The 16,714-nt window shown below is 58.3% G+C and carries 16 protein-coding genes; 11 read left to right on the top strand and 5 right to left on the bottom strand.

Features of this window, described 5'->3' with window-relative positions; translation table 11 throughout:
* Positions 1–369: 369 nt before the first annotated feature.
* Positions 370–1,302, bottom strand: coding sequence for a site-specific integrase (locus ACIGJB_RS32845; RefSeq protein ID WP_483735286.1), 933 nt, complete (start codon positions 1,300–1,302; stop codon positions 370–372).
* Between the two features lie 1,107 nt (positions 1,303–2,409).
* On the opposite strand from ACIGJB_RS32845, the gene ACIGJB_RS32840 reads away from it, so the two are divergent.
* Genes ACIGJB_RS32840 through ACIGJB_RS32830 form a run of 3 tightly spaced genes read left to right on the top strand, consistent with a single transcriptional unit; the run spans position 2,410 to position 4,028 of the window.
* Positions 2,410–2,895 (top strand): hypothetical protein, encoded by a 486-nt coding sequence (locus tag ACIGJB_RS32840; protein ID WP_483735285.1) that lies wholly within the window; start codon positions 2,410–2,412, stop codon positions 2,893–2,895.
* Complete coding sequence (gene stbB / locus ACIGJB_RS32835) at positions 2,896–3,585, top strand: StbB family protein (protein WP_483735284.1); 690 nt, start codon at positions 2,896–2,898, stop codon at positions 3,583–3,585.
* Between the two features lie 14 nt (positions 3,586–3,599).
* Positions 3,600–4,028: a hypothetical protein gene (locus ACIGJB_RS32830; RefSeq protein ID WP_483735283.1), complete on the top strand. Its 429-nt coding sequence runs from the start codon at positions 3,600–3,602 to the stop codon at positions 4,026–4,028.
* 48 nt (positions 4,029–4,076) lie between these two features.
* On the opposite strand, the gene ACIGJB_RS32825 is transcribed toward ACIGJB_RS32830, so the two are convergent.
* From ACIGJB_RS32825 to ACIGJB_RS32810, 4 genes are all read right to left on the bottom strand, one after another.
* On the bottom strand, positions 4,077–5,330 hold the full coding sequence (locus tag ACIGJB_RS32825; protein ID WP_483735282.1) for a hypothetical protein: 1,254 nt from the start codon (positions 5,328–5,330) through the stop codon (positions 4,077–4,079).
* A gap of 187 nt (positions 5,331–5,517) precedes the next feature.
* Positions 5,518–6,504 (bottom strand): ParB/RepB/Spo0J family partition protein, encoded by a 987-nt coding sequence (locus tag ACIGJB_RS32820; protein WP_483735281.1) that lies wholly within the window; start codon positions 6,502–6,504, stop codon positions 5,518–5,520.
* 11 nt (positions 6,505–6,515) lie between these two features.
* Entirely contained in the window at positions 6,516–7,667 is a 1,152-nt protein-coding gene (locus ACIGJB_RS32815; protein ID WP_483735280.1) for a ParA family protein, read from the bottom strand.
* 111 nt (positions 7,668–7,778) lie between these two features.
* Entirely contained in the window at positions 7,779–9,059 is a 1,281-nt protein-coding gene (locus ACIGJB_RS32810; RefSeq protein ID WP_483735279.1) for a replication initiation protein, read from the bottom strand.
* Positions 9,060–9,704: 645 nt separating this feature from the next.
* On the opposite strand from ACIGJB_RS32810, the gene ACIGJB_RS32805 reads away from it, so the two are divergent.
* The 8 genes from ACIGJB_RS32805 (at position 9,705) to ACIGJB_RS32770 (ending at position 16,700) form a co-directional block, all read left to right on the top strand.
* The gene (locus ACIGJB_RS32805; RefSeq protein WP_483735278.1) at positions 9,705–10,058 is read left to right on the top strand and encodes a DotD/TraH family lipoprotein; all 354 of its coding nucleotides are present in this window, start codon (positions 9,705–9,707) and stop codon (positions 10,056–10,058) included.
* The gene (locus ACIGJB_RS32800) at positions 10,048–10,851 is read left to right on the top strand and encodes a type IV secretory system conjugative DNA transfer family protein (RefSeq protein ID WP_483735277.1); all 804 of its coding nucleotides are present in this window, start codon (positions 10,048–10,050) and stop codon (positions 10,849–10,851) included. The genes ACIGJB_RS32805 and ACIGJB_RS32800 overlap by 11 nt, the downstream gene beginning before the upstream one ends.
* Positions 10,848–11,966: a type IV pilus twitching motility protein PilT gene (locus ACIGJB_RS32795; protein ID WP_483735276.1), complete on the top strand. Its 1,119-nt coding sequence runs from the start codon at positions 10,848–10,850 to the stop codon at positions 11,964–11,966. The genes ACIGJB_RS32800 and ACIGJB_RS32795 overlap by 4 nt, the downstream gene beginning before the upstream one ends.
* Positions 11,963–12,232, top strand: coding sequence for an IcmT/TraK family protein (gene icmT, locus ACIGJB_RS32790; RefSeq protein WP_483735275.1), 270 nt, complete (start codon positions 11,963–11,965; stop codon positions 12,230–12,232). Before ACIGJB_RS32795 ends, icmT begins: the two co-directional genes overlap by 4 nt.
* 67 nt (positions 12,233–12,299) lie before the next feature.
* Positions 12,300–13,112: a toxin co-regulated pilus biosynthesis Q family protein gene (locus tag ACIGJB_RS32785; RefSeq protein WP_483735274.1), complete on the top strand. Its 813-nt coding sequence runs from the start codon at positions 12,300–12,302 to the stop codon at positions 13,110–13,112.
* A gap of 59 nt (positions 13,113–13,171) precedes the next feature.
* Positions 13,172–14,854: a PilN family type IVB pilus formation outer membrane protein gene (pilN, locus tag ACIGJB_RS32780; RefSeq protein ID WP_483735273.1), complete on the top strand. Its 1,683-nt coding sequence runs from the start codon at positions 13,172–13,174 to the stop codon at positions 14,852–14,854.
* Between the two features lie 12 nt (positions 14,855–14,866).
* On the top strand, positions 14,867–16,135 hold the full coding sequence (locus ACIGJB_RS32775) for a type IV pilus inner membrane component PilO (protein ID WP_483735272.1): 1,269 nt from the start codon (positions 14,867–14,869) through the stop codon (positions 16,133–16,135).
* Complete coding sequence (locus tag ACIGJB_RS32770; protein WP_483735271.1) at positions 16,122–16,700, top strand: hypothetical protein; 579 nt, start codon at positions 16,122–16,124, stop codon at positions 16,698–16,700. Before ACIGJB_RS32775 ends, ACIGJB_RS32770 begins: the two co-directional genes overlap by 14 nt.
* The last annotated feature ends 14 nt before the right edge of the window (positions 16,701–16,714 follow it).

Below are 16,714 nucleotides of genomic sequence, written 5' to 3'. Positions count from 1 at the left end.
AAAACTGCCGCCATCCCGCTGACGCGGGATGGCCGTGGCCTGTCGTGGGAGATTGCACAAAGCCGCCCATCCTGTGGATAGGGCTGTGGCCCGTCGTGGTTGGCTTCTTCCTGCCGTCATGTCCGGCGATGCGGACATGACCGTGGCCTGTTCGATTGGGTCCGTACGCAGGCAGGGGATCCTGCAAAATAATTTACATTGCCGTCGTGGCATCAATAAGGGTCGGTTACGGCACGCGACGGATTTTATTTCTTTGAAATCAAGTGGTTATGCGTACCCTCCTGCATTAATTATCGGCATTGCATTTTAGTAGGCAAGATTTGCCTGGTCCGCAGGGTCATTGATCGGCCTCCCTTTAGAATCAAATGGTTAGCTGTTACTCGGCTTCGTACTCTGCTCGTGCTTGTGCTTCGCATAGTCCCGGAACTTTGGCCAGGCCGACCTCCGCGGCGCATAGTGCGTCCGCGCGGTACGCACGGACGCATGTCCCAATAGCGCGGCCACCTCCTCTGGGGTATGAACTGCCTTGCTGTTTGCGCTGAATTGGTGGCGTGCGGAGTAGAGCGCGTAGCGCTTCGTCGGATCGTTACCCCACAAGGACTTGCAGGCGCGATTGAGCGCGACTGCGCAATGTGCGTGAATTTGCACCCAAGCGTAGCCCTTTGCTTTCAGTTCCTGAATGGAATGCAGGTGCGCACGCACCACGGTCAGGTCCTCTGGGGCCACAGGCACGCTTCGGACGGGGCCTGTACCTCGCCCGTTCGTCGCCTTCGCGTTCATGGCATGGAGCATGCCTTGCGCTTCGTCCAGCTCGGCGTGTTCCCATTCACGGGGTCTCAATCCCGTTGCGACCGCGGCCATCAGCCAGAGAGCGGTCCTTTTCGAGAATTCCCCCCCTCGGATCGGGCTCGACAGGTTGGGAATCAACAGATCGTAGTCGGCCAGGCGGATGCCCTTCCGTTTGCGAGAAGACGTCTGGCCCACGGCCCCTACTGGCTTGCAGTCTGAATGAGAGAGGGACCGAATCTCGTCGGCGGTCTCCAGGAAGAGGTGGTTGCCCGTTCGCTCGGCTTCCATCTCGTAGCGGCATACGAGGCTGGCCTGATACTGGCGGAAGGTTGACCATTTCCACTGGGACGCATTGCGGCGCATGAACGCGACGGCCTCAGCAGGCGGCGGAAACGCATCGTCCGGCAGCTTCAGCTCGTCGGCGATGCGCGCCAACAGGTTCTCTGCCCGCTTGAGGTAACTCTGCACCGTGTTCGCGGTCCTCGTCTGGCGACTGGCGCGGTTGAGATCCATTCGAGTGGCTCCTTGATGATGTGTTGTCAGGCGCAGGCGGGTCGGCGGACGCCGCCGCGGATTCCTCGCGGATCGTGGCCTTCTGTCGTGTGGCTCGCTTCTGACGGTCGCTTTCGGAATGACCCCTTGCTGACAGGTCCCTGGCGTGTGGTCCCCTTCCGTTCCATGGTCCCCTTCCGTTCCATGGTCCCCTTCCGTTCCATGGTCCCTTTCCCTTCCTCGGTGTCCCCCGGATGCGTGCCCTTTCGCTGTAGGTCGCTGTCGTGAGTCGGTTCCGGCCCGCTGATGCGGGTTGAGGCTCCTGACTGTGCCGATTGCTGCCCTTTCGGAGGTGACTTGCCAAGGGAGGTTCCTGCTGGCGCGAGATTCCCGTTACTGGGTGGGTATCACGTAGCGGCTATATTTACATATAGCCGCGTTACACGAACGCAGCGTGCGTTATGTAACGAGCACTAGGTGTCGGAATCCTAACAGATACCTTGTGAGCGTGGAATCAAATGTCGTGTTTTCGGCGCAGATGGTTTTCGCTCGACGATAGCGACCTGTTGGTGAAGTGGCCGGGCTCAGCGTAGCCGTCCGCACCAGGTGGCACCAGTCGCATGTGGGCCTCGCATATTGCAGAGTGCCGCCGCCTGGCTGCCCTGCGCGAGGTAGCCACCTGGACCAACCTGCCTCGAATCCCAATCGAGGACCCGCTATCTGCGAAAAGTGAGCACTGTCGGTCCGGTTACTTAACATTGATTTATGTTTGGTAACGGAATCTGCTATTTGTCGTGACAACCCGAGATCCCATGTCCAGCATGGGTTCTCTGGCATGTGCACTCGGGCGCCATGTTTTGGTTCACTCAACGTCCTGACGTGGGATTTTCTGCACGTTACCAAACGCTATGACGCAGGCGCCAGCCAGGTTGACTCCCTCCACATGGAGACCGCAACAGCATTGCACTTGCACTGCATCGGCACTGCGGCATCGCTTCGCCGTCACTCCGTAGCACTGCACCTTCACCGCGTTGTCGTGGCGACCACCTTGCAACCTCTCTTCAACTGAGCTTGCATCCCGCGTATTCCGTATAATGCTATCGATACACAACAAACGCACACTATCCGATGCCGCAAACACCATGGCCGACGGAGTCAAGTCCACGCGCGAATGGCGTAGCCAGTGCTCTTCTCGCGCTGGCCCGAGAGGACAAAGGCCGCTCGAATACCGCCCGCCTACGCGACGTTTTTGAAGAAGTGGAGGCGGCACTGAAGGCCGGGGTAAAGCGCAGGACAGTTCTCGAAACTCTAAATGGTCAAGGCTTCAACATGACCCTCAAAGGGTTAGAGAGTGCGCTGTATAGGATCCGCAAGCAAAGGAACGGCGAGACTGCGCCACGTACGGCTGCGGTACAGAAAGCACTAACTCCGCCCCGGCCGCTTGAGAACGCTCTCGGAGGCTCCCCTGAGGTTTCGAGCGCGGAGGAATCCGGCCAGGCTAACGATGCCTTGCGCGAGGCACTTACCAATCAGCAGTCACGCGAAGAGAAATTCTCTCGCTACTCAAACAGCAGCACCCTTTCTACACGTCTCGGACAGAAAAAGGAGTTCTAAATGCGTGTCGCCGTCATCAATTTCTCGGGCAACGTTGGCAAGTCCACTCTCGCTCGGCATCTGCTCGCCCCGCGGCTCAATACCGAATTGATCACCGTTGAGACCATCAACGCGGATGAAGGCGGAGAGAAGATCAAGGCAAGCCAGTACGACCAGCTGCAAGCTCACTTGCTCACCAACGATGTTGCAGTGGTCGACATTGGAGCATCCAACATCGAAGCCTTCATTCACGCAATGACTCAGTACCGCAAGTCTCACGAAGACTTCGACTATTTTGTGGTGCCCGTAGTGAAGGAATCGAAGCAGCAGAAGGACACCATTGCCACCATCGATGCCCTGTCGGCAATCGGTGTGCCGTCGAAAAAGATCCGCGTTGTGTTCAACAAGATCGCCATCGATGACGATGTCCAGGCTGAGTTCGGCGCGATCTTTGGATACGCCAACGAGGAGAAGAAGTGCGTAGTTACGGCTGAGGCCGCAGTATTCGATAACGATGTATTCGAACAGAGCAAGGCGCTAGGCTTGACGATCTCGGAGATCCTGGCGGACCCAACCGATTTCCGCGCTCAGTTGAAGGGCTGCTCGGCTGGGCCTGAGAAGGATCATTGCGTGCGGATGATCCTCGCGAAGCGCCTTGCAGTGTCGGCCAACGAAAACCTTGAGGCGGTCCACAAAGCGCTGTTCAAGTGAGGTTCATCCCGGCCATGCGCGAAACCAAAATCCGCGAAGCTCTCCTGGCGCAATACTTCGAGGACGTTGATGGTCTCGCAGACAAGATCGCGAATGCCGCCGACAAGATCGACCGGAGCACGAAGGTGCTGGACGCCCTGAGCGGCATCCCCCGCCCGGTCGCGTCCAAGCCCCCCTTTCTGCCGCTCAAAATGGATTGGGGAAAGGCTTGGATCGGTGCTGCTGCGGTCATAGCCGGGATCATCGCTTCCTCCGGCATTGGGGCTCTGGTTGCTCGCGGCTTACCCATGCAGACAGCGGAACAGGTACAGAATACAGAAGTCGGGCAAGCCATTGTGCAGGCCTGGATGAAGCTCGATACCACCACGCAGACCAAGCTATGGAATGCGCTTGACTCTCAAGCGCAAGAAGCTCTGGCCTACTCCTTGCGCCAGCGCAAATAGCTTCAAAGGCGGCGGAGATGGAATTTGACCCCTCCTCCGCCCGTCTACTCAGACTGTCGTTGCGGTAAGAACATAACCCTGACCTGCACGGCGAATCTCACCACTTTCCGCCATTGCAGCCAGATAGCGCTGCGCTACTGCTTGCGTAGCTCCGTGCGCCGCGTACACAGCACGAAGCGATGGTTTGACCTTGCCGGCCAGAATATCTGCTCGCACGCGCTTAAACCTCGCCCCATCATCTTCGCCAGTGCCAGAGTCCTGTACCGAGCGATGCGTCACCGCTGCACGGTGCGGAGTACCCAGTGACTGTGCAGCGCTCACTTCCTCGCACTGCATCGTTGCCAACGCAGACGACTGCATCGGCGTTGCTGCAGTCGGTACCTCGACCGGAGCCGGCGTTTGAATGGTGACTTGCGGTTGAGCGAATGCAGCGGGCGCTGCGGCAAGGGCAGCGAGCGGTGCGGCAGCGAAGCGCCCGCCAGCCGCCCGCATCGTTGGGAGCGCTGCTTTTTCCGGTTCGGCGATCACCCTTGCGTCTACCTTGACCTCGCCAACCGCTTCGCTCACTGCACTGAGAACGATGCGGCGAGCACGCAGTAGTGCACCAGCCACACCGAAAAGCACGACGCCCATCACAACGATCAGCAGTGATCGACACACAGAGTAAGCAATCATTCCTCGTTCGCCCAAAGTGTCGGCCAGGGTGGGCACGGACGCAGCCTCTAGGCGCGCGAGTTCCGCCACTTGGTCGCCGAGTTTTGCCTCAACATCGAGCGCCTGGCGTGCCTGCCTTGCGGCGGCCTCGCGAATCCATACGTTGCCACTCTGAGACTGTTTTGAGGCAGTGTCGCGCAGCGCCGTTGCCGCCTCACGTTGAGCAGCAATCGAAGCACGCAGTTCACTAATTCGTGTGTTCTGCCCCTGCGATGCGGCCTGAGAAGTGCGCACCATAGCCACTTGGGTGACGTAGAGCGTGCCAGCTTCAAACGAAAGAAGGGCAAGACCAAGCGCCAGGAGTTTGAAGCGCGCAGCGCGCAAGTGCGCGCGAGGTAGCAGGGTGGCGAGACCAAATGCGAGTAGTTCCACGACAACCATTAGCGCGCCCGCGGCGATCAGTGCTTCCCGCGCAACGACGTCTGCCTCGGTACGCTCAAGGCCAAGCACAAAAAACTGCGTTGTGATCGCCGCAGCAATAACGCCTCCTATTGCTGATATGAGGGCAAGTACGCTATAGGCCCACGGAGGCAAATGAGAGTCGAGGGCCTGCCTCCCGGCAATTGCAGGGTATGATTGAGTCAGCATTCCATTTCCTGATTTGGGTGGGTGTCAGGTGTCGGGTAGGGGGCCTAATCCCTATCCCGGCACCGCTACTACTGAGTACTCGGGGACGTGCTTATACACTGTGTATAACCCCCAGAGTGCATGCGCTTATACACTGTGTATAACCCGATGTGGACTTATACACGGTGTATAAGAACAGCCAACGACGCTACTTCGCGCCGATCTGCGCTTGGATGAACCTGTCCACGAGTTCAGCCAACTCCTGTTGCTGTTCCTCGGTCAAGGTCTTCCTGCATACGACCTTCGTGGACTTTCCGCTAACGCTGACAGATACCAAGCCCGCAGTCTTCGCAGTCTCCTTGGACGCTTGACCTACTTGTTCTTCGCCATCCACGAGTGCCGCAAAAATCTGCTTTGGGGTTCGGTCTGCGAGCTTCCTAGCCCGCCGCGTCCTCTCGGAAATCACCTGCGCATCGAGTTTCCCCAAGTCAGTGAGTTCCTTGACCCATCGGAATTCAATGTCATTGGGGCTATCGAATGCCGAAACTAGTTCCGCAGGCAATGCAAAAGCAGCAATCGAGCGGGAAACATGTGCCTGGCTTACTCCGATTTCAGAAGCCATAGCATTCTGTGAAACCCAAAGCTCGGCATCCAATGCGAGCTGATAGGACCGACCCTGTTCCCAGGCACTAGGATTCCGTCGCTCCCTGTTCTCCAGTTCCATTTGCAGGAACACGTCGCGATCCGACAAAGTGTCATCGATCATTGCGAGAACAGGCCAATCATTCTTCAAGCACGCGTGATGACGTCTGCTGCCGAAAACTCGTTCGTACTGACCGTCGCCGCGAGGCCGAACCTTGATTGGTTGCACGTTGCCGTTCGTCAGCTTCATAGCCGCTTCTAGCTCGAGGAACTCCTCATCCTCATAGCTATCCTCATGCCGGTTGGCCCAGCGCGAGGGGTGAATAGTCTTCGGATCGAGCTTCCGGGTGGGCAGGGCACCATCAAACTTCTCAAGGTCAGCCTTGAGTGCATCGACCTCTTTTCGGTGTTCCAGCATTTCGACGCGAAAAGCCGCCATTTGGCCTGGCGCGGTCTTAGGCATTGCTGACCGGTCGCGGGCTTGACGGTCTTCCGGGCTACGCGTCTGGCCTATGTCGCCAGACTTCGCCATCAAGCGATCTTTCATTCCCATAAGAACTCCTCCTAAACGGTCTTTGCCCAATACGCCTGCACCGACTGTTCAACCAACTCGGTGACTCGGTCATAGGCCTCTCGGGCTCGACGATAAGTCGTGGCGCTGCCATCGTATTTCGTGACGTCATAGACTGTGCCGAACTCGGCCGAAGCATTCGATGTCACCGTCGTCTTGGGGATCTCGACCGGCAACACCTTCTCCGCATACGTCGCCGAAATCCATTGGCGAACTACACTCGCCGCTGCATCGCTATGGTCGACTCTGGAAAGCAAAACGTGGATGAACTCAAAGGTCTTCTCCGTCCCACTCGTCTGCGTCAGGTTCAGAGCCAAGTCACTGAACAGCGTCCAGAACTGTGCCGAACTCGCAAAGTCCAGTGCGTTCGGAGGCGTAGGCACAATCAACCCATCTGCCGCCATGAAAGCATTGACGGTCCCGTAGCTGAGGGCAGGGGGCGTGTCAATGATGATCACGTCATATTGGTCACGCAGCGATTCCAACCCGCTATTGAGGACATCCCAGAATTTGAAGTCTGGGTCTTTCATTTGTCTCGCCGGCAGGGTGAATTCACAGGTGAACAATGTTGGGGAAGCGGGCACCAGGTCGATGCCAGCCCAGTACGTTGATCGCACGGCGTAGTCGAGAGACGGCTTGTCTCCATTGGCGAGCGCAACGAAGGTGTCTTCCTCGCCCACTTCAGTGTCCGGAAGAATACCGAAGAGCGTGGTCAGCGATCCTTGCGGATCCATGTCAATCGCAAGGACGCGATGCCCGCGCAGACTCAGACCCTGTGCCAGAGTCATGGTCGTAGTCGTCTTGCTGACGCCACCCTTGAAATTGCAAACCGCAATGGTCATGGCACGTGCGCCACGTGGTTTGCGCTTCTTTTCCCTGAATACTCGGACCCATTCAAGCGCTTCACCCAGCGTGAATTCGCGGCGGCGGCCCGTATCGTTCACGACGCCGCTCGGAAGTTCGTTACGAGTCAGGCGATAGGCAATTGCGGTCTTCTCAACGCCACACAGTCCAGCAAGCTGAACCATGTTGAAGACTGGAGGCTGCTTCCGGGACTCTGGAGCAAGCATTCGCCCGCGGACATCGGCGACCGTTTCTGCGGCTTTGATAGCCTGGTCCGCGATGTCGTAGATAGAGATCGCCATGAATAGACCCTTCATCAATTTGAGATGGAGGAATCATATCCTGCGATGACCTTGCTGTGCAAACAAATTTGAACCTAAATTGTCATCTTTAACCAATTAGGTATGAATCGACTAACGACGCGAAGCAAGCCATGCCTCGAAAGCCTCATCATCAAGGCGCAGCCCAACCTGCGTTGGGAGCCATTTGCGAAACGCGACACGCGCTGCGCCGGCAGGGAAGTGGTCTGTCTTCGTTTCAGAGAAATCCTTGGCGTACGCACGGCCAGCCTCGGTCGTGATAAACGCACGCGCCAGAACCAGCAATTCCGATGACGTCAGTGCCTGCATCGATTTTGCTTTGGTACTCCGTTCGAACTCAGCCCTGAGATCCGCCATGGCATCAAGGTCGCGCTGCGCCTTGGCCTTCTGTGCAGCATCTTCCTTTCGCCGCTGTTGAACTGGCTTTTGTACGTCAGCACCGTTATCCATCAATGATCGGATGAAACCGCCCGTGCTGCTACGGATCTCCCCCTTACCGTCCTTCTCTTCGGCCAGATCTACGATACGAGCAGCACGCTCTGGGTCCTCAGCAACAAAACTGAGCGCAAGCTTCTCGCCAATGCCGTGCTTGCGTAACCGCGCAAACAACGGCGAATCCCGAAGGCGAGCTACCTCATCGTTTTCGTCGGGCGGCAGCAGGGATGCCTGACGATTCGGATCTACCTGAAACCGAACCGCAGTAACCTTTGGGCCAACCTTAATGAGGTGGAGCGTCAATTCGATATCGGATACGCGGTTGATCTCCTTGATTGCAGGGGTCAGAACCTTCTGCCGCAACCGGCCAAAGTCACTATAGTGATCGGAAGTTGCCCCGAGGAGCTTGCGCAGCGTGTCCACGTCCCACTCTCCCGTGGAGCCCACCTTGAGGTACCGCAAGCAGTTCTCGTAAAGTGCGAGGGCGTAGCTGCCATTGAAGCGCGTTTGAACGCCGATATGCACTTTCGCGTAGATCGCGGGGTCGTAGAGCTTTTCCGCAAGAGCTTCGTCGTAGCGATAGGTACAAACACCGCCGTGGATTCGACCGTAGGAGATAATCGATGTCGCACTCCAATCCTCTGCGCCCAACTTGTCGCCCATCACGTTGAATTCGATAGGCGTGGACATCAGACGCAGTAAAGCGTCCTTCAACGTACGTTGACTCGTTGAGGTCTCCCATCCCAATATGACGCAGAGCGCACCGACGGGGATTCGATGGGTGCGCGCCGTCGGCAAGTCGTCGTACGCGTTAAGCAGTAGTACGTTCGACAGCTTTCTCTCAAGCAGGCTCAACTCTCCGCTGGTATGGATCGCGGCGACATGCTTCTTGAGATGGCTCTTGCGCGGCTCCTGGCCGACGTCGTTGATCGTTTGCATGACCCGAATGGTGCATCATTTCACCCATCATAACAAGGACAACATGGGTGAAAGGTGCGCAGCCCATCCGCCACACTCGGCCCGCATTCCAGACTGGGTGAAAGCCCTCAACATTCCAGATTGGGTGAAAGCAGGGCGGCCAGGATTCCAGATTGGGCGAATAGCCATTCAGGACAGGGTGATATCTACCCCGCATCAGATTCCAGACTGGGTGAAAGGCCATTCGAGACGGGGTGAAAGGTGCCCGCTAAGCCGCTCCAGGCAACGTTCCGAGGTCTGTAAACGTCTTAAAGGATGTATACGTAAACGTAAACCCAAACAGATATTCCAAACTGGGTGAAAGGTCTTTCTCGCTCGCTCAAGCGCTTTGCTGTTGTTTCTTTGACTATGCCTCAAAGCACTACTCCTCAGCCCTTGATCTGCCTGCATACCGTGTGTGGCGACACCAACTCTGGGCAGACATCTATGCATGTGGCGCACATTTTTGTTTAATCCCGTTTTTCCGTATGCTACTATCTATACGCAATTCAACGGGCCAACCTTCCTCCTATGATGTTCAAGCGTCCTCACATGCTTTCGTTGCCGCTGGTGGCTATTTTGGCCGCATGCGCTGCACAGCCCGCACCCGTTGACGAGACAGCACGGATGCTCGACACCAAGCTCGCAGCCTCCGCCCAACGGATTGACTCGATGCTGGTCGACATTGCTCGCGCAGGTGCGATCAGCGCCTCTCGTCCGAAGCCAGGTAAGGTCGAGATCAATGGAGATCTCGTAACCGTCGTGTGGCACGGAGACGCGCCTGACGTCATCAAGAAGATCGCCGAAGCCAAAGGCCTGACGTTTGCCGTCATGGGTCGGCCTGTGCCCAGTCCCGTCGCAATCGAAGCGGTCAATACCCCGCTCGTAAGCGTTCTGGAAAACATTGGCACCCAGTTGGGCGGTCGCGGTGATGTGGTGCTCAAGCAATCGGCGTTGGAAGTCCACTATCGTGCGCAGTAAGACCGCATTCCTCCTGCTGTCTCTGACGTACGCGCTCTCGGCCCAAGCGCAAGTCACCCTCAGGCAACTTGAGGACATGTCGGCGCAGGCCGCACCCGCTGAGTCCGACATCTCACCTGTTCGCGCGGCAATGCTCCGCGAAGCGGCATTGAGTGTTGGGGCCAAAGGCGGTTTGGCTGCTCGAAGTGCCGAGTTGCTCGACGATCTTGAACGACGCGCCTACAAACTTGATCAGCAGTATCGGTTTGCAGCATACGTAACCCGCAAGGGCATGCTCCCCCCGGTAATCACTGAGGCCCGCGACGCAGTCCAGGCATCCGACGATCAGGTCAGGGTCGCGGATCGCATCTATAAGATCGTGGTCAAGGCACGCCCAGTGACATCTCCCCCTACCTGGCGCGAATACCTGTTTGTTGGCCTGAGGGTCTCGACAAACATTGCCCCTCCGGTCGCATCCGCATTGCCGAAAAACAGTGCCGAGCGTGCCTTCTGGAAGGCACGTGTTGCCGAAGGCTGGGTGCACGGCCAGAAGCTCGCCGACGAAATTCTGGAACGCAATCTTGCACGACTGGATCGCGACTTCCTCGGAATCATGCGCTACTCGTACCTACTGAACAACGGCATGGTCACAGAGCCAGAAGTTGCTGTCGCGCCGCGCGTCGTCAGTGGCAACCGCAATGAGATGCACGTTGGTGACACGCTCATGCGCGTCACAGACTCTGGCGGATTCGTTACCGACCCGAAGAAGTGGCAACCAACAGTGCTACCTGAAAGCCAAGGGGAGGGCAAATGACCTTCAACTATATCGAGCCGCGTCCGCTTGAGCCCAACTTCAGCGATGACGACTTCCGCTCCCTGCTTGAATATTGCACGCAGGCCGGCGCTTCGGACATCCTGTTCCAGACCAACGACTACGTCTGGGTTGAAATCAAGGGGCGTCAGCGCAAGGCAACCAATCGCGTGATCCGAGACCAGGAGATCAAGGGACTTCTGGCCCAGGCGTTCGGCAACGAAACCATCGGCATCGTGAAGGGCGGGAAGGACGCTGACCGCCCATACAAGTTCATGATCGAACGGGCGAACTACCGTTTCCGCGTGAACGTTGCCGGAGGGCAGATTGGTGACGCCGATGACGGGTTGTCCATCACTATGCGAGCGATTCCGGAGACCCCTGTTCCCATCGACGCGTTGGGGCTCCCCGCTGGCATTCGCGACAATCTGTTCCAGCCGCGCGGGCTTGTGCTTATCTGCGGTCCAACCGGATCCGGCAAGACCACCCTCATGTCGAGCCACTATGCCGACTGCTCCGAGAATCGCGGAGACGCCAAGATTCTCTTGTACGAAGACCCTATCGAGTTTCTCTACACGAAGGTGAAGAACAACGGTCCTCGCATCCGCCAGATGCAGATCGGGCGGCATATCCCTGACTTTCCCGCTGGCATTCGCAACGCGATGCGATGCAAGCCAACATTGATTGGTATCGGCGAAGCCCGCGACGCCGAAACGATATCCGCCCTGGTGGAGGCGGCGCTCACCGGTCACGGTGCATACGCAACAATGCACACGGACAGTGTGGCGGAAACCATCAGCCGCGCGATTCAGGTCTTTCCCCCGGCGCAGCATTCCGCAGTCGCGTCCAAGCTGCTTGGTTCCATTCGCCTGGTGGTCGTGCAGATCCTGGTGCCGACCCTTGACGGCGGTCGAGTCGCAGTGCGCGAGTGGCTGTACTTTGACGATGTGATTCGCGCGGCAATGGGCGAGATTGACTACACGCAGTGGGGTGCCTTCCTTCGCTCGGAGGTCTCCAAGCACGGCCAAAGTATGGCTGTTGGCCTGCGCAAACTGCTCGACGGCGGTCTCATCGATGAGAAATCCTTCAAGCGCTACGCGGGGGAGGCAGTCTCGTGAGCGGTCGCAACTCTTTCTGGCGCGATGCTGGGCGCGTGCTGCGAATCGCAGGAATCGATGCGAGAGCGTTCTTCCCCCTCGTGATCGCGCTGTTCCATATGCGCTTATGGACCTTCGGCATCGCCGCAGTGGCGATTGTTGTCTTCAAGGTCTTGGAGACCAAGGGTTACACCCTTCCCGTCTTTCTGCGCGCCGTGCGCCACTGGCTTCGAGGTCGTGTGGTCGTGGCCCGCGCCTGGTGGTACCAACGCCGATTTTTTGATTGAAAGGTCCCTGATGCAAAACAGTATGCGTTGCGCCTCACAGGCCGCAGGCGTCAAAACTATGAGGCCCATGGCATTGAGCCTGATTTGGGCCGGAATTCTCTTGGCAGCGAATCCGGCTTTCGCAGGTTTCATCAATCAGTCCCCTCCGCCCGGCCCCAAACCAGAGGCAAAGTCCGAGGTCGTCGCAAAGGCCACCGCCACCGAGCCACCTCAAGGCAAGTCGCTTTCCGACGTGGCCGACGACGCCACTTCCGCCGCGCCTGCAGCCGCAAGCGCCCCGGTAAAGTTGGCGGCGAAGCCGCGCGTGCAAGAAGTGGGAAAGCGACCGGCATCCATCTACGAACCGAAAGGGAAGGGCGTTCTGATCGCGCTCGCTGACGTCATGCCCGCTATCGCCCCGAAGTTTCGGGTCGACTATGCGGACGTGAGCCGCACCGTGCCGGTTAGCTGGAGCGGCAGCAAGCCGTGGCCAGAGGTTCTTTCGGATGTCGTTGCGCAGATGCCTGGCGCGTCCGCGACGATTGACTGGACCAACGCCGCAGTTACGTTCGGTCTTCCTAAGCAGGCCTCCGCGAGCGGAACCCCGCAACCTCACAGCGAGCGCATCGCCGCGCGCTGGGAGGTTCGCGCAGCCGACCTTACACTGCGCCAGACCTTGATGCGTTGGGCCAAGGACGCCGGTTGGCAAGTCTCGTGGGAAGTGAAATACGACTTCCCCGTCCAGCTCGAAGCTGTCTTTGGCGGAACTTTCGAGAACGCCATCGAACAATTCACCGCTTCTTTGCGGTCCAGCGAATTTCCCCTGCTCGGGTGCCTGTATGAGGGGAACCGCGTAGTGCGGATTCTCCACTACGGCGACAACAAAGGATGCGACAAGTGATTCATACCGCTAAGAAAGTCCTCAGGTGCTCGCCGTTGTTCCTCGCTGCATGCGGAACGGTGCAACAAACCATCGACACGAACTACGCTTCGAATCGCGACAAAGTGTCGGCGGCAAACGCAAAGGTCCTCACGCAGAGTGCCACCACGGGGGTGCCACTCGTGCAAAAGAGTGCCGGTGCTTGGCTGGGCGGCAAGGCGCTTCCGCTGCAGGCAGATCTGACACTGCCCGAGGTGTTCCGGACGCGGTACGTCTTCCAGTTCCCAGGCAAGGTCAATATCGAGACGGTGGCGCAGCGCGTGACACGTGTCACGGGTATCCCCGTGCGCGTAAAGCCTGACGTCCTTCTTCCGCCCACGGCCTTTGTGCAAGGCGGCAACTCGATGGCGACAACTGGTTTGCGCCAGGGGAATTCGCCGGCTCCTGGCATGCCTGCCAATTTGCCGGCCCTTCCCAATCCGGCGATGCCTAGTCCGACATCGCTCAGTGCGGGCCTGTCTGTCGCCAGCAGCGCGTACTCGATCACCCCCGAGTACGAGATGAACTACGAGGGCTCTGTCACGGGGTTCCTGGATCTGCTCTCGGCAAGGGCCGGCATTTCGTGGGAGTATCGTGATGGCGTCATCTCCCTTCATCGTCTGGTCACGAAGATATTCACCCTCAAGGCGATCCCCGGCGACTCGCAATTCAATTCGACAATCGGCAAGCAGGGTCAAACGCAGACCGGAGCAACCGGGAATGGCGCTGCGAGCCAGACGACGGGTGGCTACTCGTCCAATACATCCATCACGATGAACTCCAAGTTCAGCGTGTGGGAAGCCGTAGAGGATGCTATCAAGTCGGTGCTCTCGCCAGCCGGAAAATATGCCATCTCGCAAGCGTCCGGCAACATCACTGTTACCGACACGCGCGATGTCGTAGACCAGGTCGCCAAGATCATCGATCAGGAAAACGGCATGAACACCCGCCAGGTTGCCATGCGCGTGGAAGTGCTGACGGTGAAGCTCAACAAGGGACAGGAAGTGGGCGTGGATTGGGATCTGGTATTCAACCAAGTCTCGAATCTTGTTCCGTGGACCATGCGGTTCTCGTCGCCTGCCTCTTTGGTATCCAACTCTGCTGCCAGTCTTGGCGTGTCGATCCTGGCTCCCACAAATGGTGCAGCGATGTCCGCTTCACAGGCACGCTGGGGAGGATCGCAGGCCTTCTTTAAGGCACTGCAGAACTATGGCAAGGTCAGCGTTCTCACGACAGCCAACGCTGTGACGCTGAATCGCCAGCCCGTGCCGGTGGCAATTACTAGCCAGACTACCTATCTGGCAAAGATTACCCCGGCTCCTGCGGGCGCAAGCGGCAGCGCCGGCGGCACTCCTGGCCTTGAGCCGGGCACAGTCACAACGGGGTTTCTCCTGAACTTGCTTCCGACCGTTTTGGATAGCAACAGCATCCTGCTGCAGTTTGGCGTCGGTATCTCGGACCTCACGCGCCTTGCTGACGTCTCGTCCGGCGAGAACAAGATTCAGGCACCTGAGGTGGCCTCTACCGACTTCCTCCAGAAGGTCGCATTGAAGCCGGGGGAGACGCTCGTGCTCTCCGGCTACGAACGGGCTTCCGGCCAGTATGACCGCCGCACCCTCACTGAGGGCGCACCAATTGGCATCGGCGGATCGCTGAACGGTAGCAATTCCCGTGAAGCGGTCGTGATCCTAGTCACGCCGGTTCTATCCGAAGGCGCGGTCTGACTGGAACGAGCTATGTCGGTGCAATTCATCGAAGTGAAGGGCGTCTATGCTGTCTTCGGCCTTGGCTGGCGGCCAATTGATGATCTGGATCGGGAAAAGGCCGAAGTCAGGCTTCTCGCCAAGGACTTTGATGCGGCATACCAGGTGCGGGTCGCAGGTGGCGCTTCGCATGCGGACGAGGTCTTGTATGGCCTGCTGAGCAAGGACGACTTGCTGGAGCAGGGGTTGAAGCGTCCAAAGAGCCGCATCGTTTCCCCGGCCGTCCTGCTCGCAACTCTGCCGGATGTCAGTCCCAATGCCATATGGGCTCATCAGGAAGGAGGACGTGCCTACATGGCCGTGCTGGAAGGCGGAATCCCCTACCCAGGCGGCGACTTCTGTGGCACACCCGACGACGTTTCGCAGGCCTGCCAATCTATCCTCTCGCATACATCGGCACGCTTCACCTTCTACGGCAATCTCCATGAGGATGCCATCAACATCTCGTTGGGAGAGTTGCTGGAGGATGCGAACACGAAGGCGGCAACGCTCGTGCCGGCATCCCGAGGTGTCGATGGTCGCCTCGTGGTTGCAGCAGGCATGGCGGCAATCCTTTGCGCAGCGCTTGGATATCAGAAGTATGAAGAACGCAGGCTTGAGGCGGAACGGCTGGCCGCGCGCAAGAACAAGCAAACCGCAGAGCAACTGTATGCAAAGAGCTTGACTGCGGCATTGCTGACTGCTGGCACGCCAGTGGCCGCGGTCGCTGACTCCCTTTTCCAATCGACGCGGAACCATGAGTTGGTTATGGGAGGCTGGATTACCAAGGACATCGCTTGCGACGCTGCCGGCTGTCTGTACACCTGGTCGAACGTCGGTGGGAACAACATGACTCTCCGCGAAGCACTGGGGCGCGCGGACATCAATTACGCCATGGACGGCGCTACCGCGACCTACTCGCAAGGCTATGAATCCCCGAATGCAGCGCCTCTTGACGTAAAGCGACTTCCAACCGTCCGTGTCTTCAAAGAGCGCGTTGGGTCCTTCTCGCAGGACATCAGGCTACTCGGCGTCACGACGAACTATGGCTCTGAATCGATCTTTGGCGCGGACCCAACGATCTCCGCATCGGCAATCAAGTCTCCCGTGAAAGCCGGGACGTTCAGGTTTGAAGGGAAGCTCGCCCTGCTGGAGGACATCATGCGGCGACTTCCACCCAACATGACGCTTAAGAGCGTCGTCATGACGACGAGTGCGGAGCCGAAGTTCACTCTCGAAGGAACATACTATGTCAAAGACTAGCCTTTTCATTGCCGCGCTGGCCATTGCGGCATCCAGCGGGCTACATGCCATGCCATTGGAAAGCCTCGTGGAGCAGCAAAGGGGTGTGATGGAAGACGAGCTGGCGAAGAAGCGCGCAGAACTTCGCGGACAGATTGGTGCTGCCGGAGCCGCTACGCTGCCGCCTGTCGCTGCGCCGGCCCAGGCATCAGCGAACGGTACTCCGAGCGAAACTACTAAGAGCGCCGTTCCAACCATCGAAGACGTGAGCGTCGTTGCTGTATATGGCGAAGAAGGGAAGCTTCGCGCCGATATCTCGGTGCGGTCAGCCTTGCCCGCATCCCGCAGGGAAGGGGCTGAAATCCTCCCAGGCTGGTTCATTGAATCGATCAGCGCGCAGTCTGTCTCCTTTGTGAAGGGGAAGAAGAAGGTGAAGGGCGCTCAACGCCATGTTGTCTATATCACTGAACCCGCCAGCAACGTCACGTCGCAAGCGCGAGGCATTGCAGCATTGCCCGGCATGGCCAACCCGCTCCCAGCGATCCCCGTTGTGCCGCCGGTAGGCGTGAACAACATTCGTCGGTGACGAAGGGAAGTGCC

The sequence above is a fragment of the Cupriavidus sp. C2SS-8b genome, assembly GCF_057073745.1.
The sequence above is the reverse complement of the archived record's forward strand: the minus strand, read 5'-3'. Positions and strand labels throughout refer to the sequence as shown.

Coding starts and splice junctions, on each gene's coding strand:
- ACIGJB_RS32845 (WP_483735286.1), bottom strand. CDS start 1,302: ATGGATCTCAACCGCGCCAGTCGCCAGACGAGGACCGCGAACACGGTG.
- ACIGJB_RS32840 (WP_483735285.1), top strand. CDS start 2,410: ATGCCGCAAACACCATGGCCGACGGAGTCAAGTCCACGCGCGAATGGC.
- stbB (WP_483735284.1), top strand. CDS start 2,896: ATGCGTGTCGCCGTCATCAATTTCTCGGGCAACGTTGGCAAGTCCACT.
- ACIGJB_RS32830 (WP_483735283.1), top strand. CDS start 3,600: ATGCGCGAAACCAAAATCCGCGAAGCTCTCCTGGCGCAATACTTCGAG.
- ACIGJB_RS32825 (WP_483735282.1), bottom strand. CDS start 5,330: ATGCTGACTCAATCATACCCTGCAATTGCCGGGAGGCAGGCCCTCGAC.
- ACIGJB_RS32820 (WP_483735281.1), bottom strand. CDS start 6,504: ATGGGAATGAAAGATCGCTTGATGGCGAAGTCTGGCGACATAGGCCAG.
- ACIGJB_RS32815 (WP_483735280.1), bottom strand. CDS start 7,667: ATGGCGATCTCTATCTACGACATCGCGGACCAGGCTATCAAAGCCGCA.
- ACIGJB_RS32810 (WP_483735279.1), bottom strand. CDS start 9,059: ATGCAAACGATCAACGACGTCGGCCAGGAGCCGCGCAAGAGCCATCTC.
- ACIGJB_RS32805 (WP_483735278.1), top strand. CDS start 9,705: ATGCTCGACACCAAGCTCGCAGCCTCCGCCCAACGGATTGACTCGATG.
- ACIGJB_RS32795 (WP_483735276.1), top strand. CDS start 10,848: ATGACCTTCAACTATATCGAGCCGCGTCCGCTTGAGCCCAACTTCAGC.
- ACIGJB_RS32785 (WP_483735274.1), top strand. CDS start 12,300: ATGGCATTGAGCCTGATTTGGGCCGGAATTCTCTTGGCAGCGAATCCG.
- ACIGJB_RS32775 (WP_483735272.1), top strand. CDS start 14,867: ATGTCGGTGCAATTCATCGAAGTGAAGGGCGTCTATGCTGTCTTCGGC.
- ACIGJB_RS32770 (WP_483735271.1), top strand. CDS start 16,122: ATGTCAAAGACTAGCCTTTTCATTGCCGCGCTGGCCATTGCGGCATCC.